At 32.4% G+C, this 13983-nt stretch carries 16 protein-coding genes; 2 read left to right on the top strand and 14 right to left on the bottom strand.

The annotated features are described in order from the left end of the window. Positions 1–5: 5 nt before the first annotated feature. Positions 6–1739 (bottom strand): hypothetical protein, encoded by a 1734-nt coding sequence (locus tag JNUCC23_RS09530; RefSeq protein WP_454215438.1) that lies wholly within the window; start codon positions 1737–1739, stop codon positions 6–8. A gap of 323 nt (positions 1740–2062) precedes the next feature. Between JNUCC23_RS09530 and JNUCC23_RS09525 the strand changes: the two genes are divergently transcribed. Then, the gene (locus JNUCC23_RS09525; protein WP_454215436.1) at positions 2063–2935 is read left to right on the top strand and encodes a tyrosine-type recombinase/integrase; all 873 of its coding nucleotides are present in this window, start codon (positions 2063–2065) and stop codon (positions 2933–2935) included. Positions 2936–2953: 18 nt separating this feature from the next. On the opposite strand, the gene JNUCC23_RS09520 is transcribed toward JNUCC23_RS09525, so the two are convergent. After that, on the bottom strand, positions 2954–3370 hold the full coding sequence (locus tag JNUCC23_RS09520) for a phBC6A51 family helix-turn-helix protein (RefSeq protein ID WP_454215434.1): 417 nt from the start codon (positions 3368–3370) through the stop codon (positions 2954–2956). A 144-nt stretch (positions 3371–3514) separates the two neighbouring features. On the opposite strand from JNUCC23_RS09520, the gene JNUCC23_RS09515 reads away from it, so the two are divergent. Continuing rightward, the gene (locus tag JNUCC23_RS09515; RefSeq protein ID WP_454215432.1) at positions 3515–3859 is read left to right on the top strand and encodes a hypothetical protein; all 345 of its coding nucleotides are present in this window, start codon (positions 3515–3517) and stop codon (positions 3857–3859) included. A gap of 40 nt (positions 3860–3899) precedes the next feature. Here the strand turns inward: JNUCC23_RS09515 and JNUCC23_RS09510 are convergent, their stop codons facing one another. The 12 genes from JNUCC23_RS09510 to JNUCC23_RS09455 all read right to left on the bottom strand — a co-directional run bounded on the left by JNUCC23_RS09510 (position 3900) and on the right by JNUCC23_RS09455 (position 13919). Further along, complete coding sequence (locus JNUCC23_RS09510; RefSeq protein ID WP_454215430.1) at positions 3900–4385, bottom strand: hypothetical protein; 486 nt, start codon at positions 4383–4385, stop codon at positions 3900–3902. A gap of 27 nt (positions 4386–4412) precedes the next feature. Further along, positions 4413–4772 carry a hypothetical protein gene (locus tag JNUCC23_RS09505; protein WP_454215428.1) on the bottom strand — a complete coding sequence of 120 codons (360 nt, stop codon included), beginning with the start codon at positions 4770–4772 and terminating at the stop codon, positions 4413–4415. Between the two features lie 124 nt (positions 4773–4896). Next, positions 4897–5415: a hypothetical protein gene (locus JNUCC23_RS09500; protein WP_454215426.1), complete on the bottom strand. Its 519-nt coding sequence runs from the start codon at positions 5413–5415 to the stop codon at positions 4897–4899. Positions 5416–5419: 4 nt separating this feature from the next. Then, positions 5420–5854 carry a hypothetical protein gene (locus tag JNUCC23_RS09495; protein WP_454215425.1) on the bottom strand — a complete coding sequence of 145 codons (435 nt, stop codon included), beginning with the start codon at positions 5852–5854 and terminating at the stop codon, positions 5420–5422. Positions 5855–6123: 269 nt separating this feature from the next. After that, positions 6124–6945 (bottom strand): hypothetical protein, encoded by an 822-nt coding sequence (locus JNUCC23_RS09490; RefSeq protein ID WP_454215423.1) that lies wholly within the window; start codon positions 6943–6945, stop codon positions 6124–6126. After that, the gene (locus tag JNUCC23_RS09485) at positions 6938–7189 is read right to left on the bottom strand and encodes a hypothetical protein (RefSeq protein ID WP_454215421.1); all 252 of its coding nucleotides are present in this window, start codon (positions 7187–7189) and stop codon (positions 6938–6940) included. The genes JNUCC23_RS09490 and JNUCC23_RS09485 overlap by 8 nt, the downstream gene beginning before the upstream one ends. A 268-nt stretch (positions 7190–7457) precedes the next feature. Then, complete coding sequence (locus JNUCC23_RS09480; RefSeq protein ID WP_454215419.1) at positions 7458–7652, bottom strand: hypothetical protein; 195 nt, start codon at positions 7650–7652, stop codon at positions 7458–7460. A gap of 26 nt (positions 7653–7678) precedes the next feature. Next, positions 7679–7876 (bottom strand): helix-turn-helix transcriptional regulator, encoded by a 198-nt coding sequence (locus JNUCC23_RS09475; RefSeq protein ID WP_427691568.1) that lies wholly within the window; start codon positions 7874–7876, stop codon positions 7679–7681. Between the two features lie 316 nt (positions 7877–8192). Further along, the gene (locus tag JNUCC23_RS09470) at positions 8193–9689 is read right to left on the bottom strand and encodes a hypothetical protein (protein WP_454215416.1); all 1497 of its coding nucleotides are present in this window, start codon (positions 9687–9689) and stop codon (positions 8193–8195) included. Between the two features lie 548 nt (positions 9690–10237). Then, positions 10238–12457: a hypothetical protein gene (locus JNUCC23_RS09465; RefSeq protein WP_454215414.1), complete on the bottom strand. Its 2220-nt coding sequence runs from the start codon at positions 12455–12457 to the stop codon at positions 10238–10240. 206 nt (positions 12458–12663) lie between these two features. Further along, the gene (locus JNUCC23_RS09460; protein WP_454215412.1) at positions 12664–13017 is read right to left on the bottom strand and encodes a hypothetical protein; all 354 of its coding nucleotides are present in this window, start codon (positions 13015–13017) and stop codon (positions 12664–12666) included. Positions 13018–13031: 14 nt separating this feature from the next. Beyond that, positions 13032–13919 carry a hypothetical protein gene (locus JNUCC23_RS09455; RefSeq protein WP_454215410.1) on the bottom strand — a complete coding sequence of 296 codons (888 nt, stop codon included), beginning with the start codon at positions 13917–13919 and terminating at the stop codon, positions 13032–13034. Between the last annotated feature and the right edge of the window lie 64 nt (positions 13920–13983).

The following is a 13983-nucleotide window of genomic DNA, read 5'->3' as shown; positions in this document are numbered from 1 at the left end:
CTCCTTTATATTCCTAACTCACGCCTATCCATTGTTTGAATACGTTTGTTAGTTACTTTAATTTCATCAATCCTGTTTGCGAATTCTGAAACTGAGTCAACGAAATCATCATGACGAGTAAACTTTTGACCACTAAATTCCATGAGTTGAGCAAGCGCATCTTTCTCCACCCTTTCTTCACAGAAAATGATTCTACCATTATTAATATCAGAAACAATTGTTGAAATTTTATCGTCTTTATCACGTCTCTGCATCTCGTTAATCATGGTTATTTTTCTTCTATGTAGTTCAGGATTCTTCATAATTTCTTGTTCAACACGCTCACAGTCGATTCCGTTATATACGTTCTTCTCGATAAACACATGTGATATATCTTCAAATTTCTCAAGAAGATTAATAACATGATTTATATAAGCATCAAAATCATCATCAAACTTTCTAAGTTGTCCTGTACGAATATATTTAAATCCATTATCTGCAACAGAGCCAACTGTGAAAGCAAAGTAATCAGATCGCCTAGTATCCTTATTTTTAACACCAGCCGTATCTATAGTGAGCATTGTTTTCGTAAACTTAAGTGATTCGATTTCTTCCATTGTTCTTGTTTTGTTAGAGGTAAACCATTTATCTCCGATATCTTCACATTTACACATCAACTCTTGCATGAATGCTAAACGCTTAGTAAAATATTTCAATCCTAATTTATAACATTTGTATTTACCTTCCCAAAGAGTAGGAAAGTCCATTTCCTCTTTATTTTCTATGTAGTATAATTCAGCATCTCTTTCCGAATTTTCTAGTCTATCGTCAAATAAGATTTTCTTGAATTGTTGCCAGTGCTCATGATTTTCAAAATATTTATCAACATCAAAATCAACTACACTTCGATGGAAAACTCTATATTCAGGGTTTTCTCTAATTTGATCTATGAAATCACCTGGAGCTAATGGTGTGCCAATTACGATGTACTTCGTTGCTGCCTTAGTAAGAACACCATCACGCTCAACTGATTCATCACCAGCTTCTTCAATCTCTTTTAGCCACCGCTGATATTTCTTTTGTTTACTCTCTGGAGATAAAATATCCGCTTCTGAAATATAGTCGTCAGCAAGAAAAGCCATAGGCCTAAAAATGCCATTAGGAGATATATAGGCAGTACCCCGAACAGAAGCATTTGCACTGTATGCTTCGATCATACTATCATTGTCTAATTCCAATTGAGACTTATTGACAGTACGTGTTTTGTGATTAACCAAGTTGCCAAAAGTATTAACAATATAAGGAGTTTGAAGAGCCTTCTTTGTTTTCTCGATAAACTTCTCGGCATCCGAGCTACGATTTGCAAGTACGATTGTATAGATTGACACTTTATAACAATGTAAATAACAACTCAGAGCCATATCGATGATTGTGCTTTTTGCTGAACCTCGACTGAGTATGAATTCTTGCTTGTCATGTGTATTATGGATGAAAATATCCTCTAAAACTTTCCATACTTCATAATGAACAGGAGCAAGTGGACGAGATGTATTAGAAGGCTTTGGTACGAAGAAATCTTGCAAGAAGTATGTACAAAAAAAGGACAAATTACGTTTACCAATTTGCCAAGCTAATCCACCATATCCGAAATAATTTAATTTGTACTTCCTTAACAAGTCCTTAGCTTTATCTACTCCGTATAATTCGATTGCATATTTCATTACGAGTTGTCTATTCTCTTTTGTATTGATTAAATCCATTTATTTGTTCTCACCTCCGGAACTCAATTTTTAGACTGTGAAAAATTTTTTAACCATTATAAAGTGACTGTTGCGGGGCAATTCTCATTCCAAATTAGAAGGGTGGGTAGGGTAAGGCCATAGAAAGACAGTAAATTTCACGTTAATTCTCTTGGTCATATGATTATGCACCACTTTTCCAACTTCACATAACTTCACTTATGCGAACTAAACTCTTTACTTATGCGAAGTTGAATGGTATAATTTAGGTATATATAAGGGATTTCGGCTTACTTTTTACATAGACTTAGCTTCGCATAACTAATATAAGGGAGGATTAACCAATGAATAACAATAGTAAACTGATCGAGGAATTCATTTTCCAACTAAGGAATGCAGAAAATACAAAGAAAGCATATCAACGTGACCTAGAAGTATTCAATCGTTATCTTTCTAAAGTAGATATAAGTTTGGATCAGTTAACACAACCTACAGTACAAATGTTTATCACTGGTCTTGAAGATGGAACAACTAAGAATAAAGACAAGAAAAGGTACAGTCCATCAAGTATTAACCGTATATTTGCAGCAATTAGAGTGTTCTGTGATTACTCTAATCAACGTGATTGCATTAAGGATATAAAAATTAATAAGACTGCTCATATATCACAACAAAGCCCTAAATCAGTCGAAGTTGAGGATATAGAGTCAATAAGATTAAAGATAGCTAACAGTCGCAAAGCTTCAACTCAAAGGGATTTAGCTATTGTTGACATGCTTAGACTAACTGGTATTCGTGTTAGTGAATTGGTTTCTCTAACTAAGAATGATATTGAATTTGATAAGCGCAATAAGGTTTATCTAGTCCATATCAATACATCGAAGGGTAATAAAGCAAGAGTAATACCTATTCAGAAAGATAAGTATCAATACATCGCAAGATACTTAGACTCACGCAATGATGATATAGAGTATGTATTCATCAATCATAGACAGAAACAACTAACAACTAGATCAATCCAACTATTGCTAAAGGAATATGACATAACACCCCACATGTTACGCCATAGCTTCTGTACAGCATTAGCTCGTTCATCTAATGACCTAAGCATGATAGCAAACCTAGCTGGTCATTCAGTATCAGTTGCTCAACGCTACACAGTACCAACAGATAAGCAGAAAGCCGAAGCAATAGCAAAAGCCTTTACACTTAATTAATAGGTGTGAAAGGCTTTTTTATTTGTCTTCGTTGACTAATTCTTCAAACTCATTATCGATTGTCTCTTCATCAACACCGTTATTATCCTTCTGACTTTCATCCCTAACATGCTGAGTAGGTTTACCCAGTTTACGGTCGATAACATATCTATAACCCTCAGCTTTAACACGATCATTCTTAGTAGTAGTAATCAGATCAAGGTATCCATTGACCGCCCATGTGAATTTACTGGTGAGCAAATCCTTTCCGAAACTTTCAAATTCATGTCGCAGGGAGTCCACACGCATAGTAAAATTTTCATCCTTCAGCCAGTTGTAGAGTGTTTGTCTCGCAACCCCTACTTTTTCAGCAATTACTTTCTTTTCAAGCTCTCCATCAGCAATTAATTGTGCGGCAGCTTCTTGTTGATTAGTTAATACTTTCTCTTCCATCATAATTTTCACCGCCTTTACATTTGGACAAAAAGTTGTTTAGTTTTTACACCAACCTAATATTTATTTTATTCCCGTTACACTTTGTCAATCTTTTCTAAAAAGCTCCATTATGGTAAAATACTAGTTACATTGGAGGATGATTGCATGAACGAAATGTTAACTTACGAAGAGATCGTAGTAGGAAAGTTTTATAAATATAAATCACATATTAAATTCCCGCCTTATTTCAAGGCAATGGTAGTTGATAAATCATATATTGATATGGATCATTCTGGAGTAGAGGTTCCAATTATTACATTTGAATATCTTGATGAGACAGGAATGTTAACAATTAATAGTCAACCTGCTAGTAGCTTGATAGCATATAGAGAACCTTATTGTTGGAAGTGTAAAAAAGATTTATTTGAGAGTACAATGAGTAAATGTAATAATTGTGGTTGGATTATTTGCCCAGATGATAAATCTTGTAAGTGTAATAAAACTGCCTAATTAATTGTTAGGCTTTTCTTTTCAATAATTTGAACGCTCATCATAAATTCCCACTTATAAATTCGTATATCCACTTATACCCGATGTATCCATTAGGAGCATTCCCGATGATCATCATTCTGTCAGACTGTAGCTTACTGAATCCTGTAATATTTTTGTTATGTAAGATTTTGCTCAACCTATCTGAAATTAAAAGTGAGCGTGCATCGTACATATCATAAGAATCTATATGTGCATAAATATCAAATACGATGTCTTGGGTAGAAAAGTATGGGGCGCTTCTTGTTTTCCCTCGATTGCCAAAGTACATACATATTCTACAAATGCCATTCTCATAGGTAAGATCACTCGTTTTAGGTGAACGCATAATCCTATCCTTCTTAATTTGATCATCAAAATTTGGTAAGTCCCTTACTTCAGTCTTACTTGGATTTAATGGATCATTAGTATAATAAAGTAATCTCCAGATTTCGTCATCATTAGTTACTACTTTGAATGTATCAATTAAATTCTGAGCTAATTGCATTCATTACACCTACTCTCTCAATTTTAATTAATCCCAATAATTTCTCCTATCATATGGCCTTTCTCCAAACGGATCATGTGGATCGTATCCAACTTCAATCATGCTATCTATCACTTGATTCCTAAGGTCAATTGCTTTCCTAGGATGCAACTTCAACTTTGTAACGTATGAAACTACCTCGCTATAATCATTTTCATTTTCAAATTCGATATGGTCATGATTGTAAAAAACTTTATAGTCGCTTTCATATTCCTTTATTTCTTGAAAGTCTGTAGCTTTATAATATCGCTCAATTATTTCATTAAACGGCATATTAATGACTTCATAATAATCTTCGTTTGAATACTCCATGACAACCTCAATTATTTTAGATATATTACCTAACATTTTTTTACCTCCTCTTTGCTTTAAGACATACAAAAAGCACCCAATTTTTATTGAGCGCCTTTTCAATCTATATAGATTTCTACACTTACGAAAAAGACCCCACTGGATACTGTGAAGTCTTAATTTAAGATGCATATTTTTTTAAAAGAGTTCCTTCAAATGCTCCTTCAAGCGCGTGGTATTTCATTTTTTCTGAAACGTAATTAACAGATAATTTAGCGAAACCTACTGAACCTTCCTTGCTAATTATTCTTTGTGTCTTAACTGGCGTATTTTTTTTGTTAAGTATAACGATTGCTTCCAATAGTACACTAATGTTGTCTCTAGGAGTCAATATATCTTTAATTGCACCAATTAGAGATATGACTATATAAGACTTCGTATCTAATAACATGTTAAACTCAGCAATCATGTCCGCAGGTATTTTTGTTTTCTTTGTTAATTCAGCAAAGAGTATATGTCTTTCCCTAAATAGTTTAATGTGAGTAATGACCATTACTAATGGCATTAAATAAACTGAAAAAGAATAATAAAACGCTTTTGACTTATCAATTCTTTTTTGTTCAAGTACCGCATAAATCCCCATTTGTATACCAACTATTCCAGCAAGAGTAATTATTAGCATAAAAGTAAATAATGTCATTTTTTTACCCCACCTTCCCTATAGTTAATTTACCTTTTTTAGGTTTGCTTTCATTATCCTTATCTGATAAGAAGACTAACTCTAATGCCGACATAATTATAGCTAAAACTCCTAAAGATATTATAAAGAAATGTATATTAATGATTTCGGCCTCATTTAAGCGCATGGAGTCTGCAAAGGCTATGTATAATTGATTATTTTTTTCTTTAATAGACAATACACCAAAAACACCGAAAGCACTAAAAACTGATAAAAAAATCATTATCCCCCTAGCAACATTAAGAATTCGATGTTTGAATTGTTTTTGATAATTATAATAATCAAGAAGTAACATTGCATACATAACGCACGTTGAGCTGTAGAACCCTGAGGCATCTCCAGACTTCATTACACCATACCATATAATCCCTAAGCTGATCCAAACTAACGCTAACTTCAACTAAACCCAACCCCTAATTGTATTGTACATCTATATTATAGCACGTTTAACAAATTAAGGTGATTGTTTTGATAAATATTCTCTACGATTCCATTATATTACATAATAATCTAATATCTAGGTGAACACCTAGCCAAGAAAAACACCTTATTACTAAAGCACATTAGAGAAAGCAATTTTATATAATTCAGAAACAGTTTGTTTACTCAGATAGTGCTTTACCTCTTCACTATCTATTTTTATTTTTGAAAATCCATTCTCATCAAAAGTTAATCCGATCTAAGTAAGTCATAGTTACCCTTACCATCATATTTATACACATCTTTAATTTTAAATGTATCAAACAGAATTAGATACTCTAAATGATGAAGTGGTAATTCATCATATGAAACTAATTCATAATTTAAAAGATCAGCATTTTCCTTAATGTAATCATTTATATACTCTTCTGCATCTTCACTTACACAATAAAACATTTCCGGTATTCGATTATTAGTTTCTTCTTTATAAAGTAATTTTTTCACGTGATCAACCTTAGACTTATTAAAACAAAATAGCGCTGTCGCACCAGACATACTATAATCATATTTAAACATACTTATTTCTGGCGGGAGCACTTTATATGCATAATCAGGTTCATCATGAAGAAATATTTTAGGTAAAGTATCTTTTGAAATCTCATTTAATATGACTGCTCTTTTTTTCACTTCATTAATTAGCTTACTATTTTGATTAGCTTCATTCTTTAATTCATCAAGCAATACTATAAGTTGCACTAACTTAGAATTCATTACTACATTCTCAGCATGACCACCTGTATTAATATATAGGGGCACGTAAGACATATCTTGGAGTTGTTCAGCCGAATATGCTCTCGGTTCAACTAATTCGCCCAATATTATTCCAATTGAATTCTCCAACGACGTATGGTGATACAAAAAGGAATCTTCTTTACCAAAGTATTCATTTTGCAATTTATTTAACTCTTCAATTATGATTTGTTGTCTTACTTTAGCAGGAAAAGAATTCTTCAACTTCTCATTTTCTCTTTTTAAAACCCTAATATAGGTGGCTAAATAATTTTTATCCATCCTTATTCTTCCTATGTTTTAACGTCTGAGACATTAATGTCTTAAGCCATCTCTTAATGCTAAATCTATTTTTCTTATCAAATTCAATCGGTACAAATGGCCTCCCTTCTATTTTCGCCAGAGCCATTTCTAGTCCAGTTTTTGTAGCAGCATCATATTTACTTTTAACTTCAAATTCATCTATGTAATTCGCTAATTTAATTAACCGCTGATTTAATACTTTATGACTTAGGCTTCGTCCCATTTTTCATCCTCCCCTTTATCATTCACTTTCTGCCATTTATCAGCACAAACATATGGACATTCCATTTCTCTAGCTTCTTCTACGCTCACAATTATTCGGTACTAAGTACAGTGAAAATATGTCATACATTCATCCTCTAGGTCTTATTTTTGAATCGTTATGTTAATTGGTTTTATTAAACTAGCCAACTTACAAATAACACATTTATCAACTTGATCTTTAGTTATGGATTTACAACTATCACAATAAAATCTGATCATATTGTAATTTATTCCTCATCTTTTGTTTCATTAGGTAACGAAAATTTTGAGTAATCCTTCTTTAAAGTAATATCAGCTCTTGTCACAGCAATATATCTCTCCATGTTCCCAAAATTAACATTACTTACTTCAGCATTATGGTACTTCTTCACATATTCAATCACAGCAGATTTTAGTTCATGTTTCTCTAAGCTAATTTTCAATTTATTTCCTCCAATTATTCTTATAATTAATCCATATCTATTCCAAATGCATCTTCAATTTTCCTTCTTAATTCCCATTCAATTTCTTTTTTCCCTTGTTCAATCCTTGATATGGTCATTTGCGATACACCAAGCATTTCCGCTAATTCTGACTGTGATAATCCAAAATCAAACCTAAGACTTACTAGCTGGTGTCGCTTTGGTTTTTTAATGTTTTCCTTCATATCGTCACTCCTCTTCCTCCTAACGATTAGATTAATCTAAACTACATTCCTTAAAAAAATGCCAACGTTATGTTGACATCAATTCAAAGGAGAAAAAATTATTAAATGAATAAACAAATAAAGAACTAGAATTGTATGTGTAGATTAAACATCCTCATGGGCTGTATACATATATTAGGGGGATATGTACATATTTTACAAAAAATATTTGCATTTAACGATAATTGTATGTTATATTTAATAATTAAACATTTTTACTTCGTTTATCCATTAAAAAAGATGCACCTGATAGGCGCACCTCTTAAACTAGACTAATTTAACTTACATTCTTATCAAGAATATCAATATAAGATCTATGTATTTTTCCACTCACTTTATTTTCCATCATATATTTAATATCTCTATTTTTCTTTTTCACTCCATGAGCCTTATCCAGATAAATCACAGCTCTCTGATACGGGTGATCATTAACAATATCACATTCCCCCAAGACAGCGTTCAACGCCCCTCGTTCAATATCTGTAAGATCCGCATTCTTAATCGCCTCTTTAAAATCAAGCAATGTAAGATAAGTATAACTATCTGTCTTATCTTGATACTTGGCATTCAGCATGGAATAAATTTGATGATATGTAGTAAATCTTTTTTGTTTCTGCGTCTTTTTACCTTCCGAATTAGTCCTATATCCATCATGAACTTTCTCCTGTGAAGTCTGGAAGCTTAATAGGGCTTTAATATGTTCAATATTCTCCAAGTCAATGATTGAATCCACTTCATTAACAGTAGTATCTTTACCCTTAGCACTTCGTATAGGCTTCCTTAACTCCTCTTTCATAACAAACATTTCATATCTAATAGTATTGACTAGTTTTTTCAATTCAAAGTACTGATTTTTACCAGTTGGCTTCAGTTTGTAGAAGCTTATTAACTGATTCCACTTAGCATCTAACCACGCTTCATCTTGTATAGGCTTCAAAACCGAATTCACATCAATCTCATACGCTGCTTCTTTTCCTGTTTTCCCTTGTATAACTGATAAACTTTTTCTACTCCTCCCTTCTCTCCATGCTGCAAGAGTTTTTTCCTTTTCAGTCGCCAACCATGAATCATATTCCTTTATAAATTTCTCTTGCTTAATCGTTCTTTCCGTCTCATTTAAATCTAATCCTAATTTCTCAATTGTAGAAATAATGCTAGTTTCCATTTTTAATAGATCGGGATAGTCAATTAAATCCTGCTCAGATATTTTCCTTTGTTTCTTTTTCATGTCCTCACTTAGTCTTTTTAACATATGAGATTTTTGGTCATCGTGAAGTCTCATATAAGATGTATCAAGCATATCGTAATCAATTTCACGCGTTCCATCTTCATTCTTCTTATAAAAAGATACCTCTTTCTTACCTACTTGCCCAAGGCGCTCATTACTCATCCATGTCTTATTAGGACTTACATTTAGAATTTCATTAGCTAATGATTGGATTCCCTTTGTAAATGAATCGTGTTCTGATAAGTAGCCATCTGTATTATCACCATGCTTATCCGCATAGTATTTAGTTGTTATGAATCTATAAATAAAATCGTTATAGTCGAATCTTTGTTCTTCTGAGCTATGATCATCGAGAATTAACTTAAGAGTATCAGCAACTTCTTTATCAGTATAAACTTTTGCAGCATATAACTTTTCTTTGTACTTTTTCACATTCCAAATTACCATCGCTCTTTCTTCTTCATGTGACCAAAATTTATCATTATAATCTTTCGGTCTAACCTTATCACCATAATTCAAGTAGCTTTCTGCTTGCATTTCTCTCAATATAACTCCTCCTAATTTGTCTAATTATCTCTATAAATTCCTTATCGTTTCCCTATCGTAAAACCCTTATAAATACTGACTTTTCTATGTATAAAACTACTCAAAAACACCCTTTTTTATCGTATCGTGACTATGTATATTTCCGATTCATTTTGTCGACTTATGAAAATTTGACTATATTTGACCATTGCAATTCAACTATATAAACCTTCATTTACATTAGTCAGTGAAGGGGGTGTGGCGGGAAACTGCTGACAAAAATTTATTTCATGTAGTCTTTTCGCGGAATGAAATAAATGTCAGTTTCCCCCACGAGTATGTTATTAAAATTTAATTATTAAAATATTAGGGTCAAGATATAGGGCTACCTCGCCCTCTTTCCCCAAGTGAAGGGAAAATTCACCCCGGCATCTTCCCAAGACGAGCTTGGTAAGCTGACATGTAATTACTTCTTCTATGTATTGAAAATTCAACTCTAATTATGTATAGTTTGATTGTTTATCCTACTTTTCCTTATACTTATATATATAAGAGATTGTAGGACAACACTATGAAACTTTAATAAATACTCCACGCTTAACCTTGTATTTGTTAAATAAATCCTTAAAGTATGTATTCTTACTTTTCAAGTTATCAATATCCTTAGTAGTTAACCCTGTAGCATCACAAATTTCTTTAGTTTTAAATTGCTTACCGACTTCCCAATCTTCAACGAACTCCAATAAGATGGATGCTTTATCCCCATTTTTTCTATTTGCTATTTTTTCTTCTTGAAAGCAACTCAATTTCTCGTAGACAATATTAGTCTTGCATCCTGGAAAAAGTTGCTCAACCATACCGATAAGAACACTATCAGATTTAAAGCAATGGACATCCACTTTCCCGGTAAAATTGTAATTTCTCAGTTTAGTGCGGAACACTTCCTGTATAAAATCTGTTACCATTGAATAATTCTGATACAAGTAAAGGTGAGGATTTGCAAATTTATAATCTTTGCCCTGCTGCAACAGTTTAGAAAAACTTTCCGCAACCTTCATGTCACCACATTTTTGAAATATTATATCTAATCGTTCTTTGTTAAAATCAGTACACAAATGTCTAATCGCATATTCATAATCAGGAAGTGTATTCCAACCGAATTGAACCATCTGTATACAATCTTTTGCTTTATTACTCCCCTTTGTGTTCCCAAAGTAAAATAAACTTTCATCATCATACGTAACTAATTCAATTTTATTGGTTTGACCCCAAATCTCATCACCATTTTTTATTACAATATTTCCTTTGTTTTTCAACTCTCGCAACATTTTAACGGCTACTTCTTTATATGTGACTGCATAAGTTAAGATATTCTTTGGTAGTGATTCTAAAAATTTTACTCCAGCATTAATTATGTATCGCTTGCTATTTAATTCAGTTTTATTAATTTTATGTGCTTGGTAAAAATGAAAAGTAACATTCTCAAATGCCCTTACATTCTCAATGTCAATGAAACGAATAACATCATGATACACTCCTCCTGTAGAACTAGAGTAATCAGGATCAACTAAAGAAGTAGCATCAAATATAACCGATTTATAATTTTTATTAACTAAGTCTTTCATAGATATGGTACTAATGAAAATTCCCTTCTTAGTGTTGCAGAATAGGCCACCTCTAGTGAAAACCGTATGTATGTGTTTGATTTCATTCTTATATTTGTTACCCATCAAATTATCCCATAGCTCCACGAAATCCTGATCATTAAGTAGAATCGGCTCATTATTGATATTAGATACTAAAAATCGATCATACTTTTCAGCGTAAATATTAATTTTGTCATTCAGCATTGTTCTAATTCGAGTCCATTTTTCACGAAGTTTCGCTTGATCTTTTCTTTCCGAATCGCTACGGATATGTAAGTTATGTATATCGTTTTCAATAGTATTTAATAATGGAATAGACACTTTCACATCATCCATCATTTTGGGCTTCTCATCATTGATAATCATAGTTCTTTTATGAGCTTTTCCATTTTCATCAATGTAAGTTCCATATTGATTTATGTTTTCGCCAAATGTTTCAAGTCTTGCATTAGTCATAAGCAGAATAGGAGAAAAAGCTTGAGCATTTCTTTGTTTACTCATTTTGCATTCATTAAAAAACGGACAACTCATCTGACTGCACATGCCAGGTTTATAATAGTTCACTTTTTTATTCAGACAGATACCTTCATCATAGCTTCTATCTGTCCATCCCTCTAAAACGTATGTATACGGTGTTTTAAATTCTCTCTTGTTCACCACTTCTATTTTGTAGTACCCAATTTCAGCAATTAAGTCATTATGTATTTTCTTTAACTCGGCTAATTTGTCAGTCACAATTATCAGACCTTTTGTGAATAACCCACCCTTTATCGCTTTACATAATTCTTTTAGAAAAACGTATGTAATCGTGCTTTTACCAAAACCACATGGAGCAGGAATGACGGGAATTGTGTTTTCATCGTGTAATTCTCCAAGCAATATTTTTGCTGTGGTTCTCGCAAAGTCTAATTGTGCTTCCGTTGGTGCTATTCTCCGTTTCAAAAATAAATCTTCATACCCTTTTACAACATTTTCTATTATGCCGCTATGTTCTTCTGGCACCTCAACAACTTCTTCCGCATCGTATAAGTTTCGATGTTGATTGTCTAAAAAATATGTAGAATTGTTTAGGTCTACGTATCCATTAATCTCCTTGTATTTTTTGTTGAAAACCAAATCTTCAACCAATTGAAACTTTCTCACTTAACCTCTCCTTTCTTAGATTTGACCACTTATAAACCATGTGATAGAATTCTTTTTGTAAATATACTTCCCATCAGTCGATACCAACTCGGTACTAACTGAAGTACTGACACACCTGACCACGAATCAGGCATGTCATTTTGTTGCTTCGTCCTTACACGACTCATTGTAGCGAGATTTTAATGAATAGCAAAAGCCTATGTAAATTAATCAAACATAAAGAAATCATCCAAATTTGGTTTATCCGTGTCTCTAAAGCTAATAATATCGATGTCCTTTAAGACTAATCTAGTTCGCACTTCATCTGTAAGCTCAGAATTTTCAAAACTAGTTACGAATGTTGTAAATATGAAAGTGTAATTTTCTTCCACATAATCAACACTATGAAATGAAAACGTCCTATCCTTTCTCTGTTTTTCTTCTCTATACTTAACTGAAAAATTCTTCGTGTCATCATATGTAAACTTTTTTAAATCACCTATGGTTTTTACCCAATTCTTATCTTGCATTAAAGTTACCCTTTTCTCCATATCCTTATATCTCTGAATGTCATTGTTCATTATTTATTTCTCCCTTAAACTAATTTCAATTTTGGCTTATTTTGTGTAATTGATTCCATGTCACCAAACTCATCAAATGTAGCTGTATAAGTTGGGATATTCATTAATAACTCATCTAGCATTCCATCTGCTTTTTTCTTCACTTCAGGATTAGTTTCTCTAAGATGCATGAAATCCTCAAAGTAAATTTCACCGATCCAATCAAAATTATTATCTTCGATTTTATGTACAAACGTAGCATCGGTGAATGTCAGATAATCAATATCATCAGGCAAGCTATCAATATACTTTTTGGTATCGACAGACTTATCAAGCACAACCAGGTTTAGCATTTCTTGTTTTGTGATTGTTCTATTCCCAAGGAAAAGATATTCGAAAAAGAATACTAAGTTAAAGTGATGGATTTTATAGTCAATTAATTCGGTTAAAATCCCTCTCCATTCTTCGATTTCTCCAAGTAAGGAATGAGTTGTTTTTGAATCCATATCAATCAGTGTTTTCTTAAATTGTTTTAGCTCAGATAAAAATAATTTAGTATCTCTGCGAGTCTCACGTATCTCTTTCTTTGCTTTTTTATACTTAGACCAAAAATTACGTAAAGCTATAATCGAATTGAATTTGGAATACCCTTTACCTATGTACTTCTTCATTGTTTCAATGTCATAATCAAAATACATTTTGCTATCTTCATTGGTTGAAAAGTCTAGATACGCTTCAAATGCAGCGTTATCTTTTGATGATAACCAAATCATCTGTTTATACATGGCTGCTTTCCAATCTTGTGTAAGCTCATTATTTCTATGTTTAACTAATTGCGATACTAATTTAAAGTGGATTAACATATCATTTTTTAGATATTTAAAGCCTGCTTTTAGTTCAAAGATTGATTTAGTATTTGCCATTAGCTAACTCCCTCCAATTCAAGTTGGTCTTGAATCCATTTTTCTGTTTCTATCCCCATTAGAT

The organism is Peribacillus sp. JNUCC 23 (genome assembly GCF_053653995.1).
This window is presented reverse-complemented; position numbering and strand designations above follow the sequence as displayed.

What these genes read in the sequence shown, in the direction of transcription:
- JNUCC23_RS09530 (WP_454215438.1), bottom strand. Translation starts at nt 1,739, where the DNA reads ATGGATTTAATCAATACAAAAGAGAATAGACAACTCGTAATGAAATAT.
- JNUCC23_RS09525 (WP_454215436.1), top strand. Translation starts at nt 2,063, where the DNA reads ATGAATAACAATAGTAAACTGATCGAGGAATTCATTTTCCAACTAAGG.
- JNUCC23_RS09520 (WP_454215434.1), bottom strand. Translation starts at nt 3,370, where the DNA reads ATGATGGAAGAGAAAGTATTAACTAATCAACAAGAAGCTGCCGCACAA.
- JNUCC23_RS09515 (WP_454215432.1), top strand. Translation starts at nt 3,515, where the DNA reads ATGAACGAAATGTTAACTTACGAAGAGATCGTAGTAGGAAAGTTTTAT.
- JNUCC23_RS09510 (WP_454215430.1), bottom strand. Translation starts at nt 4,385, where the DNA reads ATGCAATTAGCTCAGAATTTAATTGATACATTCAAAGTAGTAACTAAT.
- JNUCC23_RS09505 (WP_454215428.1), bottom strand. Translation starts at nt 4,772, where the DNA reads ATGTTAGGTAATATATCTAAAATAATTGAGGTTGTCATGGAGTATTCA.
- JNUCC23_RS09500 (WP_454215426.1), bottom strand. Translation starts at nt 5,415, where the DNA reads ATGACATTATTTACTTTTATGCTAATAATTACTCTTGCTGGAATAGTT.
- JNUCC23_RS09490 (WP_454215423.1), bottom strand. Translation starts at nt 6,945, where the DNA reads ATGGATAAAAATTATTTAGCCACCTATATTAGGGTTTTAAAAAGAGAA.
- JNUCC23_RS09485 (WP_454215421.1), bottom strand. Translation starts at nt 7,189, where the DNA reads ATGGGACGAAGCCTAAGTCATAAAGTATTAAATCAGCGGTTAATTAAA.
- JNUCC23_RS09475 (WP_427691568.1), bottom strand. Translation starts at nt 7,876, where the DNA reads ATGAAGGAAAACATTAAAAAACCAAAGCGACACCAGCTAGTAAGTCTT.
- JNUCC23_RS09460 (WP_454215412.1), bottom strand. Translation starts at nt 13,017, where the DNA reads ATGAACAATGACATTCAGAGATATAAGGATATGGAGAAAAGGGTAACT.
- JNUCC23_RS09455 (WP_454215410.1), bottom strand. Translation starts at nt 13,919, where the DNA reads ATGGCAAATACTAAATCAATCTTTGAACTAAAAGCAGGCTTTAAATAT.